The organism is Streptomyces sp. NPDC006487 (assembly GCF_042870555.1).
Taxonomy (GTDB): Bacteria; Actinomycetota; Actinomycetes; order Streptomycetales; family Streptomycetaceae; genus Streptomyces.
The window spans coordinates 164611-181659 of sequence record NZ_JBIAHN010000008.1 but is presented as its reverse complement, the minus strand read 5'-3'; the positions used below and the strand labels follow the sequence as shown (position 1 = coordinate 181659).

Genomic DNA, 17049 nt, shown 5'->3' with positions numbered 1-17049 from the left:
TGTGGCGGGCCCCCTGTGCCCGCGTATGTCTACTGCTTCTCGCACAGGCCGACGACCTGCTGCTCGGCGGCAGTCAGGACGGGACCGGGTGTTTGGTTGCCCTTGGCCTCGGCGGCACGCCGCTCCTCGTCCTTCTTGCACGCGGAGGTCTGGGTGCCCAGTTCGTCGATCTTCGTCCGGGCGGCGTCGAGGCTGCCTTCGCTGATCGTGTCCACGACCTGCTTGCGCTTGAAGGGCGGAAGGTACTTCAGTTCGATGTCGGGGCGGTCGGTCTCCACCTTGGAGAGCTCCAGCGGCCCCAGCTTCTGGCTGATCCCGCGGAAGAGCGCGACGTGCTCGTCCTTGACCCCGACGTAGAACTGCGTCTGGGTCCAGCGGTAGCCCGCGTACAGGCCGCCGCCGATGACACCGAGGACCACGAGCAGCGTCAGCGTGCGCGCGGTCCACTTGCGCCCTTTGCCGCGGCGCCTGCGCGGGTGGTCGTACGTGTCCTCGTACCCGGAGTCCCCGTCGTACGGGTCCGGGTCGCCGAAGCTGCCGTACGCGTCGGCTCCGCCGCCCTGTCCCTGGGCGCCGTAGCCGCCGTAACCCGGGGCCTCGCCGCTGCCGGGGGGGCCGAAGGCGCCGGCGGGCGGGGGGCTCTGGCGGCCGAGCCCGGAGGCGCGGCCGGCCGGGGTCTGCATGGCGTTGCCGCCGTCGAAGAGCTGGTGGTGCTGGTTCTCGGCGACCGCGCCGACGACGACCGGGGTGTCGTTGACCTGCGCGGCCAGGGTGTCGCCGCTGTCGGTGTCGAGGACGTCGGCCACGATGCAGGTGATGTTGTCGGGGCCGCCGCCGCGCAGCGCGAGCTGGATGAGCGAGGCCACGGTCTCGCGGGGGCCGTGGTAGTCGGCGAGGGTCTCTTCCAGGGTCTGGTGGGAGACCACGCCGGAGAGCCCGTCGGAGCAGATCAGGTAGCGGTCGCCGACCCGGACCTCGCGGATGGAGAGGTCGGGCTCGACGATGTCACCGCTGCCCAGGGCTCTCATCAGCAGGGAGCGCTGCGGGTGGGTGGTGGCTTCCTCTTCGGTGATCCGGCCCTCGTCGACGAGGCGCTGCACCCAGGTGTGGTCCTGGGTGATCTGCGTGAGGACGCCGTCGCGGAGCAGGTAGGCGCGGGAGTCGCCGACGTGGACCAGGCCCAGGCGCTGGCCCGTCCACAGCAGGGCGGTGAGCGTGGTGCCCATGCCCTCCAGCTGGGGGTCTTCCTCGACCATGACGCGCAGCTGGTCGTTGGCGCGCTGCACGGCGGTGCTGAGCGCGGTGAGCATGTCGGAGCCCGGGACGTCGTCGTCGAGCTGCACGAGGGCGGAGATCACCTCGGAACTGGCGACTTCACCGGCGGCCTGGCCGCCCATGCCGTCGGCGATCGCGAGGAGACGGGGCCCGGCGTAGCCGGAGTCCTCGTTGCCCTCGCGGATCATGCCCTTGTGCGATCCGGCGGCGAACCGCAGGGACAGACTCATGCGCACCTGCCCTGTCGACGCCTCGGGGTACAACCGGTCTCGAGCCACACTGCCCACCCTCCGGCCTGGAGCGCGCTCGGGTCCGTGTCCCCGGTGGGACGGACCGCTGCGGCTCGCTCGCTCCGCTCGCTCATTCTCGTACTACTTCCGCAGCTCGATGACGGTCTTGCCGATGCGGATCGGGGCGCCCGGCGGAATGGGCGTCGGGGTGGTCAGCCGGGTCCGGTCGAGATACGTGCCGTTGGTGGACCCGAGATCCTCGACGATCCACTGGCCGTCACGGTCGGGATAGATCCTGGCATGCCTGCTGGAGGCGTAGTCGTCGTCCAGCACGATCGTGGAGTCGTGGGCGCGGCCCAAGGTGATCGTCTGGCCTGCGAGGGCCACCGTGGTGCCCGTGAGGGTGCCCTCGGAGACGACGAGTTTGGTCGGCGCACCGCGGCGCTGGCGCTGCTGCGGTGGGGCCGCCGGCTGGCGGCCCTGCTGCGTCGGGGCGCCGGAAGCGCCCCCGCCGCGTCGGGAACCGCGCTGCGTGACTCTCGTACCGAAGAGATCGCTGCGGATGACCTGGACGGCCACGATGACGAACAGCCACAGAACGGCCAGGAAACCCAACCGCATGACCGTCAGGGTCAGCTCTGACATTGCCCCCGCTTCACCCTTCGGCTTGCCGGTAAATGATGGTGGTGGAACCCACGACGATCCTCGAACCGTCGCGGAGCGTAGCGCGGGTGGTGTGCTGCCCGTCCACCACGATGCCGTTGGTGGACCCGAGATCCTGGATCGTCGAGGGCGTTCCGGTCCGGATCTCACAGTGCCGGCGCGATACGCCGGGGTCGTCGATCCGCACGTCGGCTTCGGTGCTTCGGCCGAGTACGAGCGTAGGGCGCGAGATCTGGTGGCGGGTGCCGTTGATCTCGATCCAGTGGCGCCGGACGGCGCCACCGGTGGCTACGGGAGCCGGTCCGCCCGGTCCTCCGTGTGCGCCGGGACCCTGCCGCCGCGCACCGGGACCGCCCGGGGGCGGTCCGGCGGGCATGGGCGGCGCGGAGGTCGGAGGGTATCCGTAGCCTCCGGGCTGGGCCGGGGGAGCCTGGTGGCCCTGCCCCTGGCCCGGACCCTGCTGGCCGGGGGACTGGGAGGTGCTGGAGGCGAGCGTGCGGCTGCGGACCCGGTAGAGCCCGGTGTCCAGGTCGTCGGCCTTCTCCAGCTGGACCTTGATGGGGCCCATGAAGCTGTAGCGCTGCTGCTTGGCGTAGTCGCGGACGAGGCCCGCGAGCTCGTCGCCGAGCTGGCCCGAGTAGGGGCTCAGACGCTCGTAGTCGCCCGTGCTCAGCTCCACGATGAAGTCGTTGGGGACGACGGTCCGCTCGCGGTTCCAGATGGTGGCGTTGTTGTCGCACTCGCGCTGGAGGGCGCCCGCGATCTCCACCGGCTGGACCTCGGACTTGAACACCTTGGCGAAGGTGCCGTTCACCAGACCTTCGAGTCGCTGCTCGAACCGCTTCAGGACTCCCATGGGGCACCTCCTCCGTCGTTGTCGCCCTGTACTGCTTACTGATCGTATCCACGCATGGCGGATTCGGGTGGTTCCCCATCGGTCACGTGCGCAGGAGTGTTGGTCCTCACAAGCGATCGTAGGGGCGCCCCGAGGACAGTGTCCCGCACCGGCGGCCGAGTGCGGGAGGGGCGGTCGTCGGCGGGAGCCGGGAGAGCACGAAAAGCGATGTGAATCCACCCCATCCGACGTGCTAATGTTCCGATGTCGCCAGGGGAACGGCCCGCAAGGGAAGAACCGCTGGTAGCCACTTGCGCGAGTGGCGGAACGGCAGACGCGCTGGCTTCAGGTGCCAGTGTCCTTCGGGACGTGGGGGTTCAAATCCCCCCTCGCGCACAGTTGAGAGAGCCCCCGCTCCGGAGAGATCCGGAGCGGGGGCTCTTTCGTTGTGTCCGGGGGCGCGGGCCGGGGGTGCGGGGGTACGGCAGGGCGTGACGAGGGTCTCGGGTGGCCGGTGGCCGGTGGCCGGTGGCCGGTGGCCGGTGGCCGGTGCCCGGTCGTCGGTCGCCGGCGGGCGGCGGGCGGCGGGCGGTGCGGGTGCGCGGTGCGGCCGCAGGTCGTGGGAATGGGGGGCCGGACTCTCCTCTCGGCGGGTGCGCATTCCGGACCGATAAAAGCCGGGCAATTCACGGGGCGGCGGACTCCGGCCGGGTTGTGGCAGGGGGTAAGCGCGGAGGGGGGCGCAGTACTCCGACGCAATGCGTATCGGAGAGCTGGCGCGGAGCACCGGAGTTTCGGTGGCGACCGTCAAGTACTACACCCGTGAAGGGCTGTTGCCGTCCGGCGAGCGGACGAGCCCGAACCAGGTGAGCGACTCCGCGTCGCACGCGCACCGGCTCCGGCTGATCCGGGCGATGCCGGAGGTCGGCGGCCTGTCGATCGCGGCCGTCCGCGAGGTGCTCGGCGAGGTCGACTCTCCCCGCCGCACGGTCCACGGCACGGCTCGGCGACGCCCAGTCCGCCGCGAGCCGTGCCGTGGCCGAGCCGGGCCCGGAGGACGACTGGACGGGTGCCGAACGCGCCGCCCGGACCTGGAGCGCGCGCCGCCCACGGACCTTCACGGCCGGGGGGCGTGCCGGCCGGGGATGCGCCGGAAGAGGTGGAAAACGGCGATCCGGATCCGAATGGTGAATTCGGGATCACGACCGAATCCGGGAAATTTCTGAGCCGAAATGGTGCGGGTCGAAACAATGGGGAAAGCCTGGGCGAGAGCGATACCGGCCAGGGAGAGAAAATTGTTTGCCGCCTTAGGGGATTCACCGCTCGTCCTGCTGGTACTGATCTTCCGCAGCGCGGTCGCCGCGCTGCTGCCGGCGGCCGGGGAGCGTACGGTTCCTGCGCCGAGGGGGCGGCGGGGATGCCGCCGAGGCCGCTGACGCCGACCCCGTCGTCGAGGCCGGGCGATGACCGCCGCACACGCTGCGCCGGGAGACTTTCGTTGAGGGGGGCGCGACTAAAGAGGGCAGCCCGGTGGCGGGGTGGTGTCTAGGGTCGGCCGGGTGGATGTGACGGCGAGGGTGCGTGCGGGATGGGACTGGGTGAAGGGGCCCGAGCCCTGGACCCGGCGGATGCTGGCGGGGGATCTCGCGCTGGCCGGGGTGCTGGCGCTGCTCGGGCTGGGAGTCGAGGAGCTCGACAAGGGCTCCGGGGCCCGGATGGTGGCCAGTGCCGTCTCCGTGGTGGTGCTGACCCTGCTGCGTCGGCGGCTTCCGGTGTTCACGCTGGTGGCCGGCTCGGCCGTGGGCGCCTACCTGCCCGGGGCCTTCCTCGTGGCGATCCCGCTCGGCTGGTCGGCGGGACGGCGGATCGTCGGCGTCGGGCGGGCGCTCGGCGCCTTCACCGCGGCTTTCGCCGCGGCGATCGGCCTCTCCCTGGTCAAGGACTGGTCCCAGGGGCGGCCGGTGCTGATCGTCGTCTTCGGCACGCTGATGTTCCTGGCCATGGTGGTCATGCCCGGTCTGGCCAGCCGCTACTGGTCCCAGCGCAATACGCTGCTGCGCGCCCTCCAGGAGCGCAACGCCCAACTGCTGCGCGAGCGGGCGATGGTCGCGGGCCAGGCCCGGCTGCGCGAACGCCAGCGCATCGCCCAGGACATGCACGACAGCCTCGGCCACCAGCTCGCGCTGATCTCGGTGCACACCGGTGCGCTGGAGGTCGATCCGGTCCTGACCGACCGGCAGCGCGAGGCGGTGGGCGTCCTGCGCCAGGCCTCGGTCGCCGCCATGCACGAACTGCGCGAGGTCGTCGGCATCCTGCGGGACGGGGTGGAGGCGCCGCTGCCGGTCGAGGAGGCGCAGCCCGCCGCACGCGGGGTGGCGGGCATCGCCGGGATCGTGGAGTCGGCGCGGAGCGCGGGGACGGACGTACGGCTCACCACCGCGGGGCAGCCCAGGCCGCTGGTCGCGGCCTGCGACCACGCGGCGTACCGGATCGCGCAGGAGGCGCTGACCAACGCCTACAAGCATGCGCCGGGCGCCCCCATCACGGTGGAACTGCGGTACGAGGACGACTCCTTGGTGGTGGAGATCGCCAACGGCCCGGCCACCGGCCCGGGCGCCGGTGAGGTGGTGTCCGGTGGCCAGGGACTGACCGGGCTGCGCGAACGGGCCCGGCTGGTCGGCGGCATGGTCTACGCGGGGGTCGCGGAGGGCGGCGGGTTCCGGGTGGCCGGGGTGCTTCCGTACGGGACCGAACCGGCCGGGGCCGCGTTCGCCGGGGCCGAGGAGACCGGCGCGGGCGGGGTCGCGGACGACTTCGGGCAGCAGCTGCCGACCCGGTTGGGGAGCGGCGCCCCGGAGCCGGTGGACTGGGCCGTGATCGACCGGAAGCTGCTCAACGGGAGCAGCCGGTCCGGGGGAGTTGCGATGGGCTGCGGGATCGCGGTCGCGGCGCTCGTGGTGCTGCTGATCGTGATCGGGGCCGCGGTGGCGCTGCTCGTCGGCTCGGTGAGCGACGCGACGATCGGCCAGGACGACTACGACGGCATCCAGGTGGGCGAGCCGGAGAGCACGGTACGGTCGCGGCTGCCCAGCGGGGACAGCATCCTGACCGAGGGGCTCGACCGGAAGGGGCCTCCGCGTCCGCAGGGTGCCACCTGTCTGGTCCTGCTCGCGGAGGACGGCAGCGAGCTGGGCAGCGACAGCGTTTTCCGGTTCTGCTTCAAGGACGGCAAGCTCGTCGAGAAGCAGGCGTACCAGGCCAAGCAGTAGGAGCACGGGTGACAGCCAAGGTGATCCGCGTGGTGATCGCTGACGACGAACCGCTGATCCGGGCCGGGGTCAGGATGATCCTGACCTCGGCGGCGGACATCGAGGTCGTCGCCGAGGCGGCGAACGGCCGGGAGGCGGTGGAACTGGCCCGGGCGCACGGTCCGGACGTGGTGCTGCTGGACATCCAGATGCCGGTGATGGACGGGCTGACGGCGCTGGCCGAGATCGGGCGGGCGGCGCCCGAGGTGCGGGCGCTGATCCTGACCACCTTCGGGGAGAAGGAGAACGTGCTGCGGGCGCTGAGCGGCGGTGGCGCCGGGTTCCTGCTGAAGGACTCGGCGCCCGGCGAACTCATCGGCGCCGTACGGGCGGCCGCGTCGGGGGACGCGTACCTGTCCCCGGCGGCGACCCGGCACGTGGTGGACCAGATCGCGACCGGCCGGACGTCCGGCCGCGACGCGGAAGCGCGCCGCCGGGTGGCCGAACTGAGTGAGCGCGAGCGCGGGGTACTGGCACTGCTGGGGGAGGGGCTGTCGAACGCTGACGCGGGGCGGCGCCTGCACATGAGCGAGGCCACGGTGAAGACGTACGTGAGCCGGATCCTGGCGAAACTGGAATGCGAGAACCGGGTACAGGCGGCCCTGCTGGCCAGGGACGCCGGCCTCTAGGTACGGTCGGGCCGAAATCCGATGGCGATCAGGGGGCAGGGCGCATGACGGCGGTAGCGCAGCAGCGGGGCGTGGGACCGGAGTCGAAGGTACGGATCCCGGTGGTCGAGGGGTTCGCTCCGCGACGCTCGGGTTCGTCGGCGGGGTCGCCCACCGGCTCTCCCCGGGAGGCGGGCAAGGCGCTGCGGACGCGGGTGCCCCGGGAGGCGCACGCACGGTTCGAGGCCCCGGCCGACCGGCCGGACGCGGTGCGGGCGGTGGAGGAGTCCAACGTCGGACGGGTCGCCGAGCTCACGCCGATACGGGTCGGCCGGATGGCCGCCAACCCCTTCGCCTTCCTGCGCGGGGCGGCCGGGCTGATGGCCCACGACCTCTCCGGCGGTCCCGTGACCGGGATCGGCGCACAGATCTGCGGGGACGCCCACGCGGCCAACTTTGGTCTGTACGGAGACGCGCGCGGCCGGCTGGTCATCGACCTCAACGACTTCGACGAGACGGTCTTCGGCCCGTGGGAGTGGGACCTCAAGCGGCTGGCGACCTCGCTGGTCCTGGCGGGCCGGGTGGCCGGTGCGGACGAGGCCACCTGCCGGGCGGCGGCGCACGACGCGGTGGGTGCCTACCGGCGCACCATGCGGCTGCTGGCCAAACTGCCGGCCCTCGACGCGTGGAACGCCATCGCGGACGAGGAACTGGTCTCGCACACCGACGCCCGTGACCTGCTGGGCACCCTGGAACGGGTCTCGGAGAAGGCCCGCAACAACACCTCCGCCCGGTTCGCCGCCAAGTCCACCGAGCCCACGCCCGACGGGGGCCGGGCCTTCGTGGACGCGCTGCCCGTGCTGCGCCGGGTCGGCGACGGGGAGGCGGCGGCCGTGGCCGCCGCGCTGGGCCCGTACCTGGAGACCCTGCAGGGCGACCGGCTGCCGCTGCTGGCCAGGTACGCGATCCACGACGTGGCCTTCCGGGTGGTGGGCACGGGCAGCGTCGGCACCCGCTCGTACGTGGTGCTGCTGCTCGACCACCGGGGTGAGGCGCTGGTCCTCCAGGTGAAGGAGGCCCGGCCCTCCGTGCTGCTGCCGCACCTGCCCGGGCTCGGCTTCGTCGCCCCGCCGGAGGAGCACGAGGGCCGCCGGGTGGTGGCCGGGCAGAAGCGGATGCAGGTGGTCTCCGACATCCTGCTGGGCTGGACGACGGTGGAGGGACGGCCCTTCCAGGTCCGCCAGTTCCGCAACCGCAAGGGCAGCGTGGACCCGGCGGCGCTGGCCGCCGAGCAGTTCGACGACTACGGGCGGATGACCGGAGCCCTGCTGGCGCGGGCACACGCGCACAGCGCGGATCCGCGGCTGCTGTCCGGGTACTGCGGCAAGAGCGACGAACTGGACGAGGCGATCGCCGGCTTTGCCGTGGCCTACGCCGACCGGAGCGAGGCCGACCACGCGGTGCTGGTGGCGGCGGTGCGGTCGGGGCGGATCGCATCGGAGTCCGGGGTCTGAGCGGCCGGGGCCCGGGGCCGGGTCCGCAGCCGGGATGTTTCACGTGAAACCGGTGGATGTTTCACGTGAAACACCCGGGCCCCGGGGCCTTAGGCTGGCCGGGTGAGCGAGCAGACAGTTCCCGAAGCGTCCGAGCCCGGCTCCGGCGAAGGCCCCGGCCCCGCTGCCGACGAGCGGCCCGAGGCGCGCCTGGAGCGCGCCGTGCGGGCCGCCGAGCAGGCGCTGATCGAGTTCGAGATCGCGGTGGAGACCTTCCGGGTGGAGGTCGAGAACTTCTCCCGCCTCCACCACCAGAAGCTCGGGCCGATGTACTCGCGGCTCGACGAGCTCGACGCCCTGATCGCCGAGGCGAAGGCGGCGAGGACCGGGGACCCGGAGGACCTGCGCCGTGCGCGCGAAGCCCGCTTGCTGGTGATGCCGATGCCGGGGGTGGACGAGCTGTTCCACGACTGGCTGGACTCCGACGGGATGCCCGACGACGCCTCCGCCATGCTCACCGACCGTGCGGTGCGCCCGCCGGAGCGGGTGCGCCCCTCGGAGGAGGTGCGCCGCCTCTACCGCGAGCTGGTCCGCCAGGCGCATCCCGACCTGGCTCAGGACGAGGCCGAGCGCGAGCGGCGCGATGCGTTCATCGTGCGGGTCAACGCGGCCTACGGACGCGGCGAGGAGCAGGCGCTGCGCGAGCTGGCGCAGGAGTGGGCGGCGGGCCCGGCGCCGGCCGAACCGCGGCTGAGCGAGAGCGAGGAACTGTACGAGCGCCTGGAGTGGCTCTCGCGCCGCAAGGAGCTGCTGTCGGTGGTGGCCCGGGAGCTCGAGGAGAGTGCGATCGGGTCGATGCTGCGGATGGCCCCGGAAGACCCGGACCGGCTGCTGGAGGAGATCGCCGAGCAGCTGCTCGGCGACGTCGAGAAGCGTGAGGCGGAGCTGGCGGCGCTCGCCGCCGAGTGACCCCGGGGCGGTCGGCGCCGGCGGCCGGACGGGTCGGCGGGCCGGGTCGGATAGGTTGGCTCAGCTATCCGTGACGAGAGAAGGCGACAGACATGAACTCCGGACCGCTTCCCTCGGTGGCCGCCTCCGCACTGCCCTCCGAAGCCTTTGTCCTCGACGTTCGCGAGAACGACGAATGGGCGGCCGGCCATGCCGAGGGCGCGCTGCACATCCCGATGAGCGAGTTCGTGGCGCGCATCGGTGAGCTGACCGAGAAGATCGAGGACGAGCGCCCGGTCTACGTGATGTGCCGGGTCGGCGGACGCTCCGCCCAGGTGGCCCAGTACCTGCGGGGCCAGGACATCGACGCCGTGAACGTGGCCGGCGGCATGCAGGACTGGGAGGCCGCGGGCCGCCCGGTCGTCACCGACGCGGGCACCCCGGGCTTCGTCGTCTGAGACGACTGCCTGACCGGCAAGATCCGAAAGGGACGGCCTAGGCGAGGGGGTGGGCGGCCAGCAGGTCGCCCAGTGCCTCCTCGTGGGCCGCGGCCGGGCCGAGCTGGAGCTCCAGCTGCTTGGCCCAGGCGTGGTAGCGGTGCAGCGGGTAGTCGGTGTCGGCGCCGAAGCCGCCGTGCAGGTGCTGTGCGGTCTGCACGACGCGGCGTACGCCCTCCGAGGCCCAGATCTTGGCCACGGCCACGTCACCGGCGCTCGGCAGCGGTCCGCCCGCTCCGCCCGTGGAGGCGTCGAGCCGCCAGGCGGCCTGCCAGAGGGTGACCTCCATGGCGCGCAGGTCGATGTAGCGGTCGGCGGCCTGGACGGCGACGGCCTGGAAGCTGGCCACCGGGAATCCGAACTGCTCGCGCTTGCTCGTGTACTGGCTGGTCATGGTGAGCACGTTCTCGCCGAGGCCGAGCGCGAGCGCGCAGGTCCCGGTGGCCAGGAGCTGGCGCAGGTGGTCCCAGACGCCGGGCGCTTCGATGAGGTGCGCGGCCGGGACCCGTACGCCGTCGAGGGTGAGCTCGGCGAGCCGCTCCCCACTGGTGGAGTACTGCTCCGCGAGGGACAGGCCCTCGGCGCCCCGGGGGACGAACGCGAGGACCGCCTCACCCTCCCCGGTGTGAGCCGGTACGGCGGTCCAGTCGGCGCTGTGCGCCCAGGCGACGGCCGTCTGGAGCCCCTCCAGGACCCAGGTGTCCCCGTCCCGCCGTGCGGTGACGGCCAGTTCGGCCGGGTCGTGGCCGCTGCGGCCGTGGGCGGCGACGGTGAGGACGACGCTGCCCTGCCCGGCGCCGGGCAGCAGGGCGCCGGTCAGCTCGGGGCTGCCGTGGGCCTGGACGGTCATGGCGGTGGCGCAGTGCTCCAGCAGCGGCACCCGGGCCAGAACCTTCGCGGCCTCGCGCAGGACCAGGCACAGGGCGATGGCGTCGAGTCCGGAGCCGCCGTGCTCCTCGGTGAGGACCAGGCTCAGCAGGTCGGAGTCGGCGAGCTTGGCCCACAGCTCGCGGTCGAACTCCTCGGCCACCGCCCTCGGCGTGAGTGCCGGGCTGGGCACGCCGTCGGGGGCCACGTCCGCGAACACGGCCTTGGCCGCCTCGACGGCGGCCTGCTGCTCCTCGGTGAAGGTGAAGTCCACTGCCTGTCCTCCCGCGTACCCGAATCGTGCTCTGCCTGACGGTGCGTCAAGATAGAACACGTTTCTAAAAAAGCACAGCCTGGAGATTTGACAGGGGGGCGGCAGCGGGACGGCAGCGGGACGGGAGAGGACGGTCGGGGTGACGGCCAGGGCCGCGCCGTCACCCTCCTCAGCGGTCGAAGTCGATCTCCACGTCCTCCGACACCGGGTGTGACTGGCAGGCCAGCACGAACCCGGCCTCCGTCTCCTGCTCCTCCAGCGCGAAGTTCCGGTCCATCCGCACCTCGCCCGAGACGACGAAGGCCCGGCAGGTGCCGCACACCCCGCCCTTGCAGGCGTACGGGGCGTCCGCGCGGGCCCGGAGCACCGCGTCGAGCAGGGATTCGCCGTCGCGCACCGGCCAGGTGCCCGAGCGGCCGTCGAGCCGCGCGGTGACCCGGCCGTGCGTGGTCTCGGCCGAAGCGGGGCGCGCGGGCGGGGTGGTGTCCTCGACGTGGAAGACCTCTTCGTGGACCCGGGTGCGGAGCACGCCGAGCGCGCTCAGCGCCTTCTCCGCTCCCGTCACCAGACCGTACGGTCCGCACAGGAACCAGCCCGTCACCTCCGTGACCGGCAGCAGCGCGGGGAGCAGTTCGGTCAGCCGCTCCTCGCCGAGCCGGCCCGAGGGCAGCCCGGCCTCCTGCTCCTCCCGGGACAGCACGGTGACGAGCTGGAACCGGTCGGGATAGCGGTCCTTGAGGTCGGCGACCTCCTCCAGGAACATCGTCGAGGCCGCGCTGCGGTCGCTGCGCACCAGGCAGAACCGGGCGTCGGGGCGGGCGGCGAGGAGGGTGGCGGCGATCGACAGCACCGGGGTGATGCCGCTGCCGCCGACGATCGCGGCGTAGTGCGCGGCGGCCGGAGCCGCCGCGGGGTCCAGGACGAACCGGCCGGCCGGGACCATCACGTCCAGGACGTCCCCGGCGGCGATCTCCTTGTGGGCGAAGGAGGAGAACTCCCCGCCCTCCACCAGGCGCACCCCGACCCGCAACGCGGCGGGGCCGGGCCCGTCCGAGGCCGGGGCGGGGGAGCAGATCGAGTAGGTACGCCTTACCTCCGACGTGCCGGACGTGCCGGACGTGCCGGCCGCCGCACCGGAACCGCCGCGGCGCAGGGTGAGGTGCTGACCGGGGGCGTGCCGGTACTCGGCGCGCAGCTCCGGCGGGACGGCCAGGGTCAGGGCCACGGAGTCCTCGGTGAGCCGGTCGACCGCCGTCACCGTCAAGGTGTGGAAGGCGCCGTGGCGCGCGGGGCGCGCCGACGCGGCGGCCGCCGGGCCTGCAGGCGCCACCGGCGTGGGCGACGGCGGTGACACGGCCATCTACAGCTCCTTGAAGTGGTCGAACGGTTCACGGCAGGCGGTGCAGCGGCGCAGCGCCTTGCATGCGGTGGAGGAGAACCGGCTGAGCAGCTCGGTGTCGGTCGATCCGCAGTTCGGGCAGCGGACGGACAGGGTGAGCGGAACCGGTCCGCCGGCGGCGTGCGGCCGCGGCGGGGCGATGCCGAACTCGGCCAGTTTGCGGCGGCCTTCGGCGCTGATGTCGTCGGTGGACCAGGCGGGGGCCAGCACGGTCCGCACCCGGACCTCCGGTATGCCGTGGTCGGTCAGGACCCGCTCGATGTCGGCGGACATGGCGTCGATGGCAGGGCAGCCGGTGTAGGTGGGGGTCAGGGTGACCTCCACGTGGCCGTCCTCGTGCATCCGCACCCCGCGCATCACGCCGAGCTCGGCGAGGGTGAGCACCGGCAGTTCGGGGTCGGGGACGGAGCCGGCCAGCGCGGCCAGCTCCACCTCCAGCCGGGTCCTGTCGGTGCCCGTACCGGCACCGGTACCGGTCACCACGATGCCCCAGGGTGGCTGCGGTGCAGGTGCTGCATCTCGGCCAGCAGGCGGCCGAACGACTCGGTGTGCAGTCCCTGCCGGCCCGCTCCCGCGGCCCAGGCGCCGTGCCGCGGCCCCTGGGGCAGTTCCAGTCCGGCCCGCTCCAGTACGCCGCCCAGCGCGGCCAGCCAACGGCCTTCCAGGGCGGCCCAGTCGATCTCTTCGAGCCCGTCCACCGGCCGGAACATCTCCCCGGTGTACTTCCACAGCCCGTCCAGACCGGCCCGCATCCGGCGCCGGCTCTCGTCGGTGCCGTCGCCGAGCCGCAGGGTCCACTGCTCGGCGTGGTCGCGGTGGTAGGCGGTCTCCTTGACCGCCTTGGCCGCGAGCGGTGCGAACGGGCCCTCGCCGAGGGCGAGTTCCCCGTAGAGCTCGTGCTGGTAGAACGAGAAGTAGAGCTGGCGCGCGATGGTGTGGGCGAAGTCGCCGTTCGGCTGCTCGACCAGCTGGAGGTTGCGGAAGGACCGCTCCTCGCGGAGGTAGGCCAGCTCGTCCTCGTCGCCGGCCGTCGACAGCAGGACGCGGGCCTGGCCGAGCAGGTCGAGGGCGATGTTGGCGAGGGCGACCTCCTCCTCCAGGACGGGCGCGTGGCCCGCCCATTCGGCGAGGCGGTGCGAAAGGATCAGCGCGTCGTCGCCGAGGGCCAGGGCCGCCGCCACGGCGGCCGTCCCCGATGCGGTGCTCGTCTCGGTGCTCGTCACAGGTGCTGCACCCCCTCGGGGATCTCGTAGAAGGTGGGGTGCCGGTAGGGCTTGTCGGCGGACGGGGCGAAGAACGGGTCCCGCTCGTCCGGGGAGGAGGCGGTGATCTCCGTGGAGGGCACCACCCAGATGGAGATGCCCTCGCCCCGCCGGGTGTAGAGATCGCGGGCGTTGCGCAGGGCCATCTCCGCGTCGGGGGCGTGCAGGCTGCCCGCGTGCGTGTGCGAGAGGCCGCGCCGCGAGCGGACGAACACCTCCCACAGGGGCCAGTTCTGCGTCATACCCGAGCCTCGCTTCCGATTGCCGCCGCGGCGGCCGTGGCCGCCGCCTGCTTCTCCGCGTACGCCGCGGCCGCGTCGCGCACCCAGGCGCCTTCCTCGTGCGCCGCGCGGCGCTGTCCGATCCGCTCTTCGTTGCACGGGCCGTTGCCCTTGAGGACCTCCCAGAACTCCGCCCAGTCGATGGCTCCGAAGTCGTGGTGCCCGCGCTCCTCGTTCCACTTCAGGTCCGGGTCGGGCAGGGTCAGCCCCAGCGACTCGGCCTGCGGCACGGCGATGTCCACGAAGCGCTGGCGCAGATCGTCATTGGTGTGGCGCTTGATCCGCCAGGCCATCGACTGCGCAGAGTGCCCCGACTCCGCGTCCGGCGGGCCGAACATCATCAGCGAGGGCCACCACCAGCGGTCGACGGCGTCCTGCGCCATCGCGTGCTGGGCCTTGGTGCCCCGGGAGAGGGCGAGGAGCAGCTCGTACCCCTGGCGCTGGTGGAAGGACTCCTCCTTGCAGATCCGGACCATGGCCCGGGCGTACGGCCCGTAGGAGCAGCGGCAGATCGGGACCTGGTTGGTGATCGCCGCGCCGTCCACGAGCCAGCCGATCGCGCCGACGTCGGCCCAGGTCAGCGTGGGGTAGTTGAAGATCGAGGAGTACTTCTGCTTCCCGGCGTGGAGCTTGTCGAGGAGCTCGTCGCGGCTGGTGCCCAGGGTCTCGGCGGCGCTGTACAGGTACAGGCCGTGGCCGGCCTCGTCCTGGACCTTCGCCATCAGGATCGCCTTGCGGCGCAGGGAGGGCGCGCGGGTGATCCAGTTCGCCTCGGGCTGCATGCCGATGATCTCGGAGTGGGCGTGCTGGGCCATCTGGCGGACCAGTGAGGCGCGGTATTCGTCGGGCATCCAGTCGCGCGGTTCCACCCGCTCGTCGGCCGCCACGGCCGCGTCGAAGGCAGCCGCGAGCTGCGCGCCGAGGTCGGCGGTCACGCCGATCCCCGCGCCCTGCCCCGCGTCCCGCCCCTCCGTCCCCGATGTCGCTGCCGGGGTCACTGCCACCATCACGGCCCCCTGTCAGAGGTCTTTTCCCGCCTCGTCCCGACCGACCGACCGATCGTTCGGTTCATGCTCTTCAATGGTGGGACGAGGGCCCGTAGGGTGTCAACCTCTGTGGTCAACCCTGTGGGCACCGGATGATCGGGGCGGGATGGATTCGAACGAGCGCGAGCCCCTCGAAGGAGCGGCTCCACCCCCGTCCAGGGCGCCCGGAATCGCCGGCCTGTCCAAGCCGTACCGGGTCGTCACGGCCCTCGCGCTCGGCGCGGTGGCGGTGGCCGCCTGCTGGCACCTGACCCTCGTCTTCCTGCACGTGGCCCCGTCCAACACGGTCAGCAAGCAGCACGCACGGGTGATCGACTGGTGGATCTACCCCGAGTTCGAACAGAACTGGAAGCTCTTCGCCCCCAACCCGCTCCAGCAGAACATCGCCGTGGAGGTGCGCGCGGAAGTGCGGACGGACGACGGCACACTGGTGACGGGCAACTGGCGCGGGCTGTCCGCCGAGGACGGCGCGGCCATCCGCCACAGCCTGCTGCCGAGCCACACCGAGCAGAACGAGCTCCGCCGGGCCTGGGACTTCTTCACCACCTCCCACGACGATGACAACAAGTCCACCGGCGAGCGCGGCGCACTCTCCGAGGAGTACCTGCGCCGGATCGCCCTGGACCGGCTGGACCCGCGCACGCCGGCCGATACGTCCGTGGGCAAGGGCGGGCACTTGGCGGAGGGCCGGATCGTACGGATCCAGCTGCGCGGGGCGACGACGGAAGTCTCCGCACCCAAGTGGTCGGACGAGAAGGCCGACACCCAGACCTACTACCGGGAGCTGCCGTGGTGGACGGTCTGAGGAGGCTCAGGGCCTCGGCCGGCCGGGCGCTCGCCCGGGTCAGCGGGCAGGCGCTGGGCCCGTACCAGAGCGCCGTGGTCCGCATCGGCTTCGCGGGCACCTGGCTGTTCTTCCTGCTGCGCGAGTTCCCGCACCGCCACGAGCTGTACGGGCCCGACGGGCCGTGGAGCTGGGAGCTGGCGCAACGGCTGATCGACACGAACCGCGCCTTCACGGTGCTGATGTGGTCGGACTCGGCGCTCTGGTTCGAGATCGTCTACGCCGTGGCCGTGCTGGCGGCCGCCCTGCTGATGCTGGGCTGGCGCACCCGGGCGACCTCCGTGGTGTTCATGGTCGGCGTGCTGTCGCTGCAGAACCGCAGCGTCTTCATGGGCGACGGCGGGGACAACGTCATCCACCTGATGGCGATCTACCTCGTCCTGACCCGTTGCGCGCAGGTCTGGTCGCTGGACGCCCGCCGCGCCCGGCGCCTGGGCGCGGTGTCGGCGGGGCGGGCGGGGCCGGTGCTGTGGGGCGTGCTCGGCGCGGTGTGCGCGTACGGGGCCGTGACCGGGGGGTTCGGCACCGGCTGGCTGGTGATCTTCGCGGCCCTGTGGGTGCTCGCCGCGCTGTGGTGGATGGTCGACCGCTACGAGCCTGAGGGGGAGGGGCGGGCCGTCCTCGACGTCTTGGCGAACCTGCTACACAACGCCGGGATGCTGGTGATCATGGTGGAGGTCTGCCTGATCTACGCGACGGCCGGCTGGTACAAGATCCAGGGCTCGCGGTGGCAGGACGGCACGGCGCTGTACTACCCGCTGAACCTGGACTACTTCACCCCGTGGCCCGGGGTCTCGGCCTTCCTCGCGAGCAGCGGCACGCTGGTCATGCTGCTGTCCTACGGGACGGTCGCGGTCCAGGTGGCCTTCCCGTTCACCCTGTTCAACCGGCGGATCAAGAACGTGCTGCTGGCGTTGATGATGCTGGAGCACGCGGGGATCGCGGTGCTGCTGGGACTGCCGTTCTTCTCGTTGGCGATGATCGCCGCTGACGCGGTGTTTCTGCCGACCGGGTTCTTGGTCTGGGTCGGCGCGAGGGTCGCTGCGCGGGGGACCGTTCCGGACCGGGAGCCGGAGCCGGGGCCGGAGCCGTACGCGGACCCCGAGCCCGCGCTCCCCAGCTCGGTTCCGCGCTGAGGGCCGGCCCTGCGGGGCTTGTCCCCTACCCGCCCTTCCTCCGTTCCCCGGGCTCTGCCCGGACCCGGTCCTCGAACGCCTGC

17 protein-coding genes and 1 tRNA gene are annotated in these 17049 nt (G+C 72.4%); 9 read left to right on the top strand and 9 right to left on the bottom strand.

The genetic code is table 11. The features are described from left to right. Positions 1–29 precede the first annotated feature (29 nt). The 3 genes from ACFYM0_RS15850 to ACFYM0_RS15840 form a co-directional block, all read right to left on the bottom strand. On the bottom strand, positions 30–1505 hold the full coding sequence (locus ACFYM0_RS15850; protein ID WP_388501351.1) for a PP2C family protein-serine/threonine phosphatase: 1476 nt from the start codon (positions 1503–1505) through the stop codon (positions 30–32). 141 nt (positions 1506–1646) lie between these two features. Next, positions 1647–2150 carry an FHA domain-containing protein gene (locus tag ACFYM0_RS15845; RefSeq protein WP_243331039.1) on the bottom strand — a complete coding sequence of 168 codons (504 nt, stop codon included), beginning with the start codon at positions 2148–2150 and terminating at the stop codon, positions 1647–1649. Positions 2151–2160: 10 nt separating this feature from the next. Then, the gene (locus tag ACFYM0_RS15840) at positions 2161–3024 is read right to left on the bottom strand and encodes an FhaA domain-containing protein (protein ID WP_388501349.1); all 864 of its coding nucleotides are present in this window, start codon (positions 3022–3024) and stop codon (positions 2161–2163) included. A gap of 292 nt (positions 3025–3316) precedes the next feature. Between ACFYM0_RS15840 and ACFYM0_RS15835 the strand changes: the two genes are divergently transcribed. The 7 genes from ACFYM0_RS15835 to ACFYM0_RS15805 all read left to right on the top strand — a co-directional run bounded on the left by ACFYM0_RS15835 (position 3317) and on the right by ACFYM0_RS15805 (position 9818). Beyond that, positions 3317–3399 (top strand) — tRNA-Leu (locus tag ACFYM0_RS15835). A 362-nt stretch (positions 3400–3761) separates the two neighbouring features. Further along, positions 3762–4229, top strand: coding sequence for a MerR family transcriptional regulator (locus ACFYM0_RS15830; RefSeq protein ID WP_388501346.1), 468 nt, complete (start codon positions 3762–3764; stop codon positions 4227–4229). A gap of 333 nt (positions 4230–4562) precedes the next feature. Then, a complete protein-coding gene (locus tag ACFYM0_RS15825) occupies positions 4563–6272 on the top strand; it encodes a sensor histidine kinase (RefSeq protein WP_388501343.1) in 1710 nt (569 codons plus the stop codon). Positions 6273–6292: 20 nt separating this feature from the next. Continuing rightward, positions 6293–6940 (top strand): response regulator, encoded by a 648-nt coding sequence (locus ACFYM0_RS15820; protein WP_388501736.1) that lies wholly within the window; start codon positions 6293–6295, stop codon positions 6938–6940. Between the two features lie 44 nt (positions 6941–6984). After that, positions 6985–8433: a DUF2252 domain-containing protein gene (locus ACFYM0_RS15815; RefSeq protein ID WP_388501341.1), complete on the top strand. Its 1449-nt coding sequence runs from the start codon at positions 6985–6987 to the stop codon at positions 8431–8433. Positions 8434–8535: 102 nt separating this feature from the next. Then, positions 8536–9381, top strand: coding sequence for a J domain-containing protein (locus tag ACFYM0_RS15810; RefSeq protein WP_388501339.1), 846 nt, complete (start codon positions 8536–8538; stop codon positions 9379–9381). Positions 9382–9473: 92 nt separating this feature from the next. Further along, positions 9474–9818, top strand: a complete 345-nt coding sequence (locus tag ACFYM0_RS15805; protein WP_250738739.1) for a rhodanese-like domain-containing protein — start codon at positions 9474–9476, stop codon at positions 9816–9818. Positions 9819–9855: 37 nt separating this feature from the next. Here ACFYM0_RS15805 and ACFYM0_RS15800 read toward each other — a convergent pair whose 3' ends face one another. The 6 genes from ACFYM0_RS15800 to paaA all read right to left on the bottom strand — a co-directional run bounded on the left by ACFYM0_RS15800 (position 9856) and on the right by paaA (position 14947). Next, positions 9856–10998, bottom strand: coding sequence for an acyl-CoA dehydrogenase family protein (locus ACFYM0_RS15800; protein WP_388501335.1), 1143 nt, complete (start codon positions 10996–10998; stop codon positions 9856–9858). A 169-nt stretch (positions 10999–11167) separates the two neighbouring features. Next, positions 11168–12358 (bottom strand): 2Fe-2S iron-sulfur cluster-binding protein, encoded by a 1191-nt coding sequence (locus tag ACFYM0_RS15795; protein ID WP_388501333.1) that lies wholly within the window; start codon positions 12356–12358, stop codon positions 11168–11170. Next, entirely contained in the window at positions 12359–12877 is a 519-nt protein-coding gene (gene paaD / locus ACFYM0_RS15790; RefSeq protein WP_388501733.1) for a 1,2-phenylacetyl-CoA epoxidase subunit PaaD, read from the bottom strand. Then, positions 12874–13620 carry a 1,2-phenylacetyl-CoA epoxidase subunit PaaC gene (gene paaC / locus ACFYM0_RS15785; RefSeq protein WP_388501330.1) on the bottom strand — a complete coding sequence of 249 codons (747 nt, stop codon included), beginning with the start codon at positions 13618–13620 and terminating at the stop codon, positions 12874–12876. Before paaC ends, paaD begins: the two co-directional genes overlap by 4 nt. After that, a complete protein-coding gene (paaB, locus tag ACFYM0_RS15780; protein ID WP_243331024.1) occupies positions 13617–13901 on the bottom strand; it encodes a 1,2-phenylacetyl-CoA epoxidase subunit PaaB in 285 nt (94 codons plus the stop codon). Before paaB ends, paaC begins: the two co-directional genes overlap by 4 nt. After that, positions 13898–14947 (bottom strand): 1,2-phenylacetyl-CoA epoxidase subunit PaaA, encoded by a 1050-nt coding sequence (gene paaA / locus ACFYM0_RS15775; protein ID WP_388501327.1) that lies wholly within the window; start codon positions 14945–14947, stop codon positions 13898–13900. Before paaA ends, paaB begins: the two co-directional genes overlap by 4 nt. Before the next feature lie 145 nt (positions 14948–15092). Between paaA and ACFYM0_RS15770 the strand changes: the two genes are divergently transcribed. Continuing rightward, complete coding sequence (locus tag ACFYM0_RS15770) at positions 15093–15791, top strand: DUF5819 family protein (RefSeq protein WP_388501324.1); 699 nt, start codon at positions 15093–15095, stop codon at positions 15789–15791. Next, complete coding sequence (locus tag ACFYM0_RS15765; protein WP_388501321.1) at positions 15776–16966, top strand: HTTM domain-containing protein; 1191 nt, start codon at positions 15776–15778, stop codon at positions 16964–16966. Before ACFYM0_RS15770 ends, ACFYM0_RS15765 begins: the two co-directional genes overlap by 16 nt. Positions 16967–17049 lie beyond the last annotated feature (83 nt).

What these genes read in the sequence shown, in the direction of transcription:
- ACFYM0_RS15850 (WP_388501351.1), bottom strand. Translation starts at nt 1,505, where the DNA reads ATGAGTCTGTCCCTGCGGTTCGCCGCCGGATCGCACAAGGGCATGATC.
- ACFYM0_RS15845 (WP_243331039.1), bottom strand. Translation starts at nt 2,150, where the DNA reads ATGTCAGAGCTGACCCTGACGGTCATGCGGTTGGGTTTCCTGGCCGTT.
- ACFYM0_RS15840 (WP_388501349.1), bottom strand. Translation starts at nt 3,024, where the DNA reads ATGGGAGTCCTGAAGCGGTTCGAGCAGCGACTCGAAGGTCTGGTGAAC.
- ACFYM0_RS15830 (WP_388501346.1), top strand. Translation starts at nt 3,762, where the DNA reads ATGCGTATCGGAGAGCTGGCGCGGAGCACCGGAGTTTCGGTGGCGACC.
- ACFYM0_RS15815 (WP_388501341.1), top strand. Translation starts at nt 6,985, where the DNA reads ATGACGGCGGTAGCGCAGCAGCGGGGCGTGGGACCGGAGTCGAAGGTA.
- ACFYM0_RS15805 (WP_250738739.1), top strand. Translation starts at nt 9,474, where the DNA reads ATGAACTCCGGACCGCTTCCCTCGGTGGCCGCCTCCGCACTGCCCTCC.
- ACFYM0_RS15795 (WP_388501333.1), bottom strand. Translation starts at nt 12,358, where the DNA reads ATGGCCGTGTCACCGCCGTCGCCCACGCCGGTGGCGCCTGCAGGCCCG.
- paaB (WP_243331024.1), bottom strand. Translation starts at nt 13,901, where the DNA reads ATGACGCAGAACTGGCCCCTGTGGGAGGTGTTCGTCCGCTCGCGGCGC.
- paaA (WP_388501327.1), bottom strand. Translation starts at nt 14,947, where the DNA reads ATGGTGGCAGTGACCCCGGCAGCGACATCGGGGACGGAGGGGCGGGAC.
- ACFYM0_RS15770 (WP_388501324.1), top strand. Translation starts at nt 15,093, where the DNA reads ATGGATTCGAACGAGCGCGAGCCCCTCGAAGGAGCGGCTCCACCCCCG.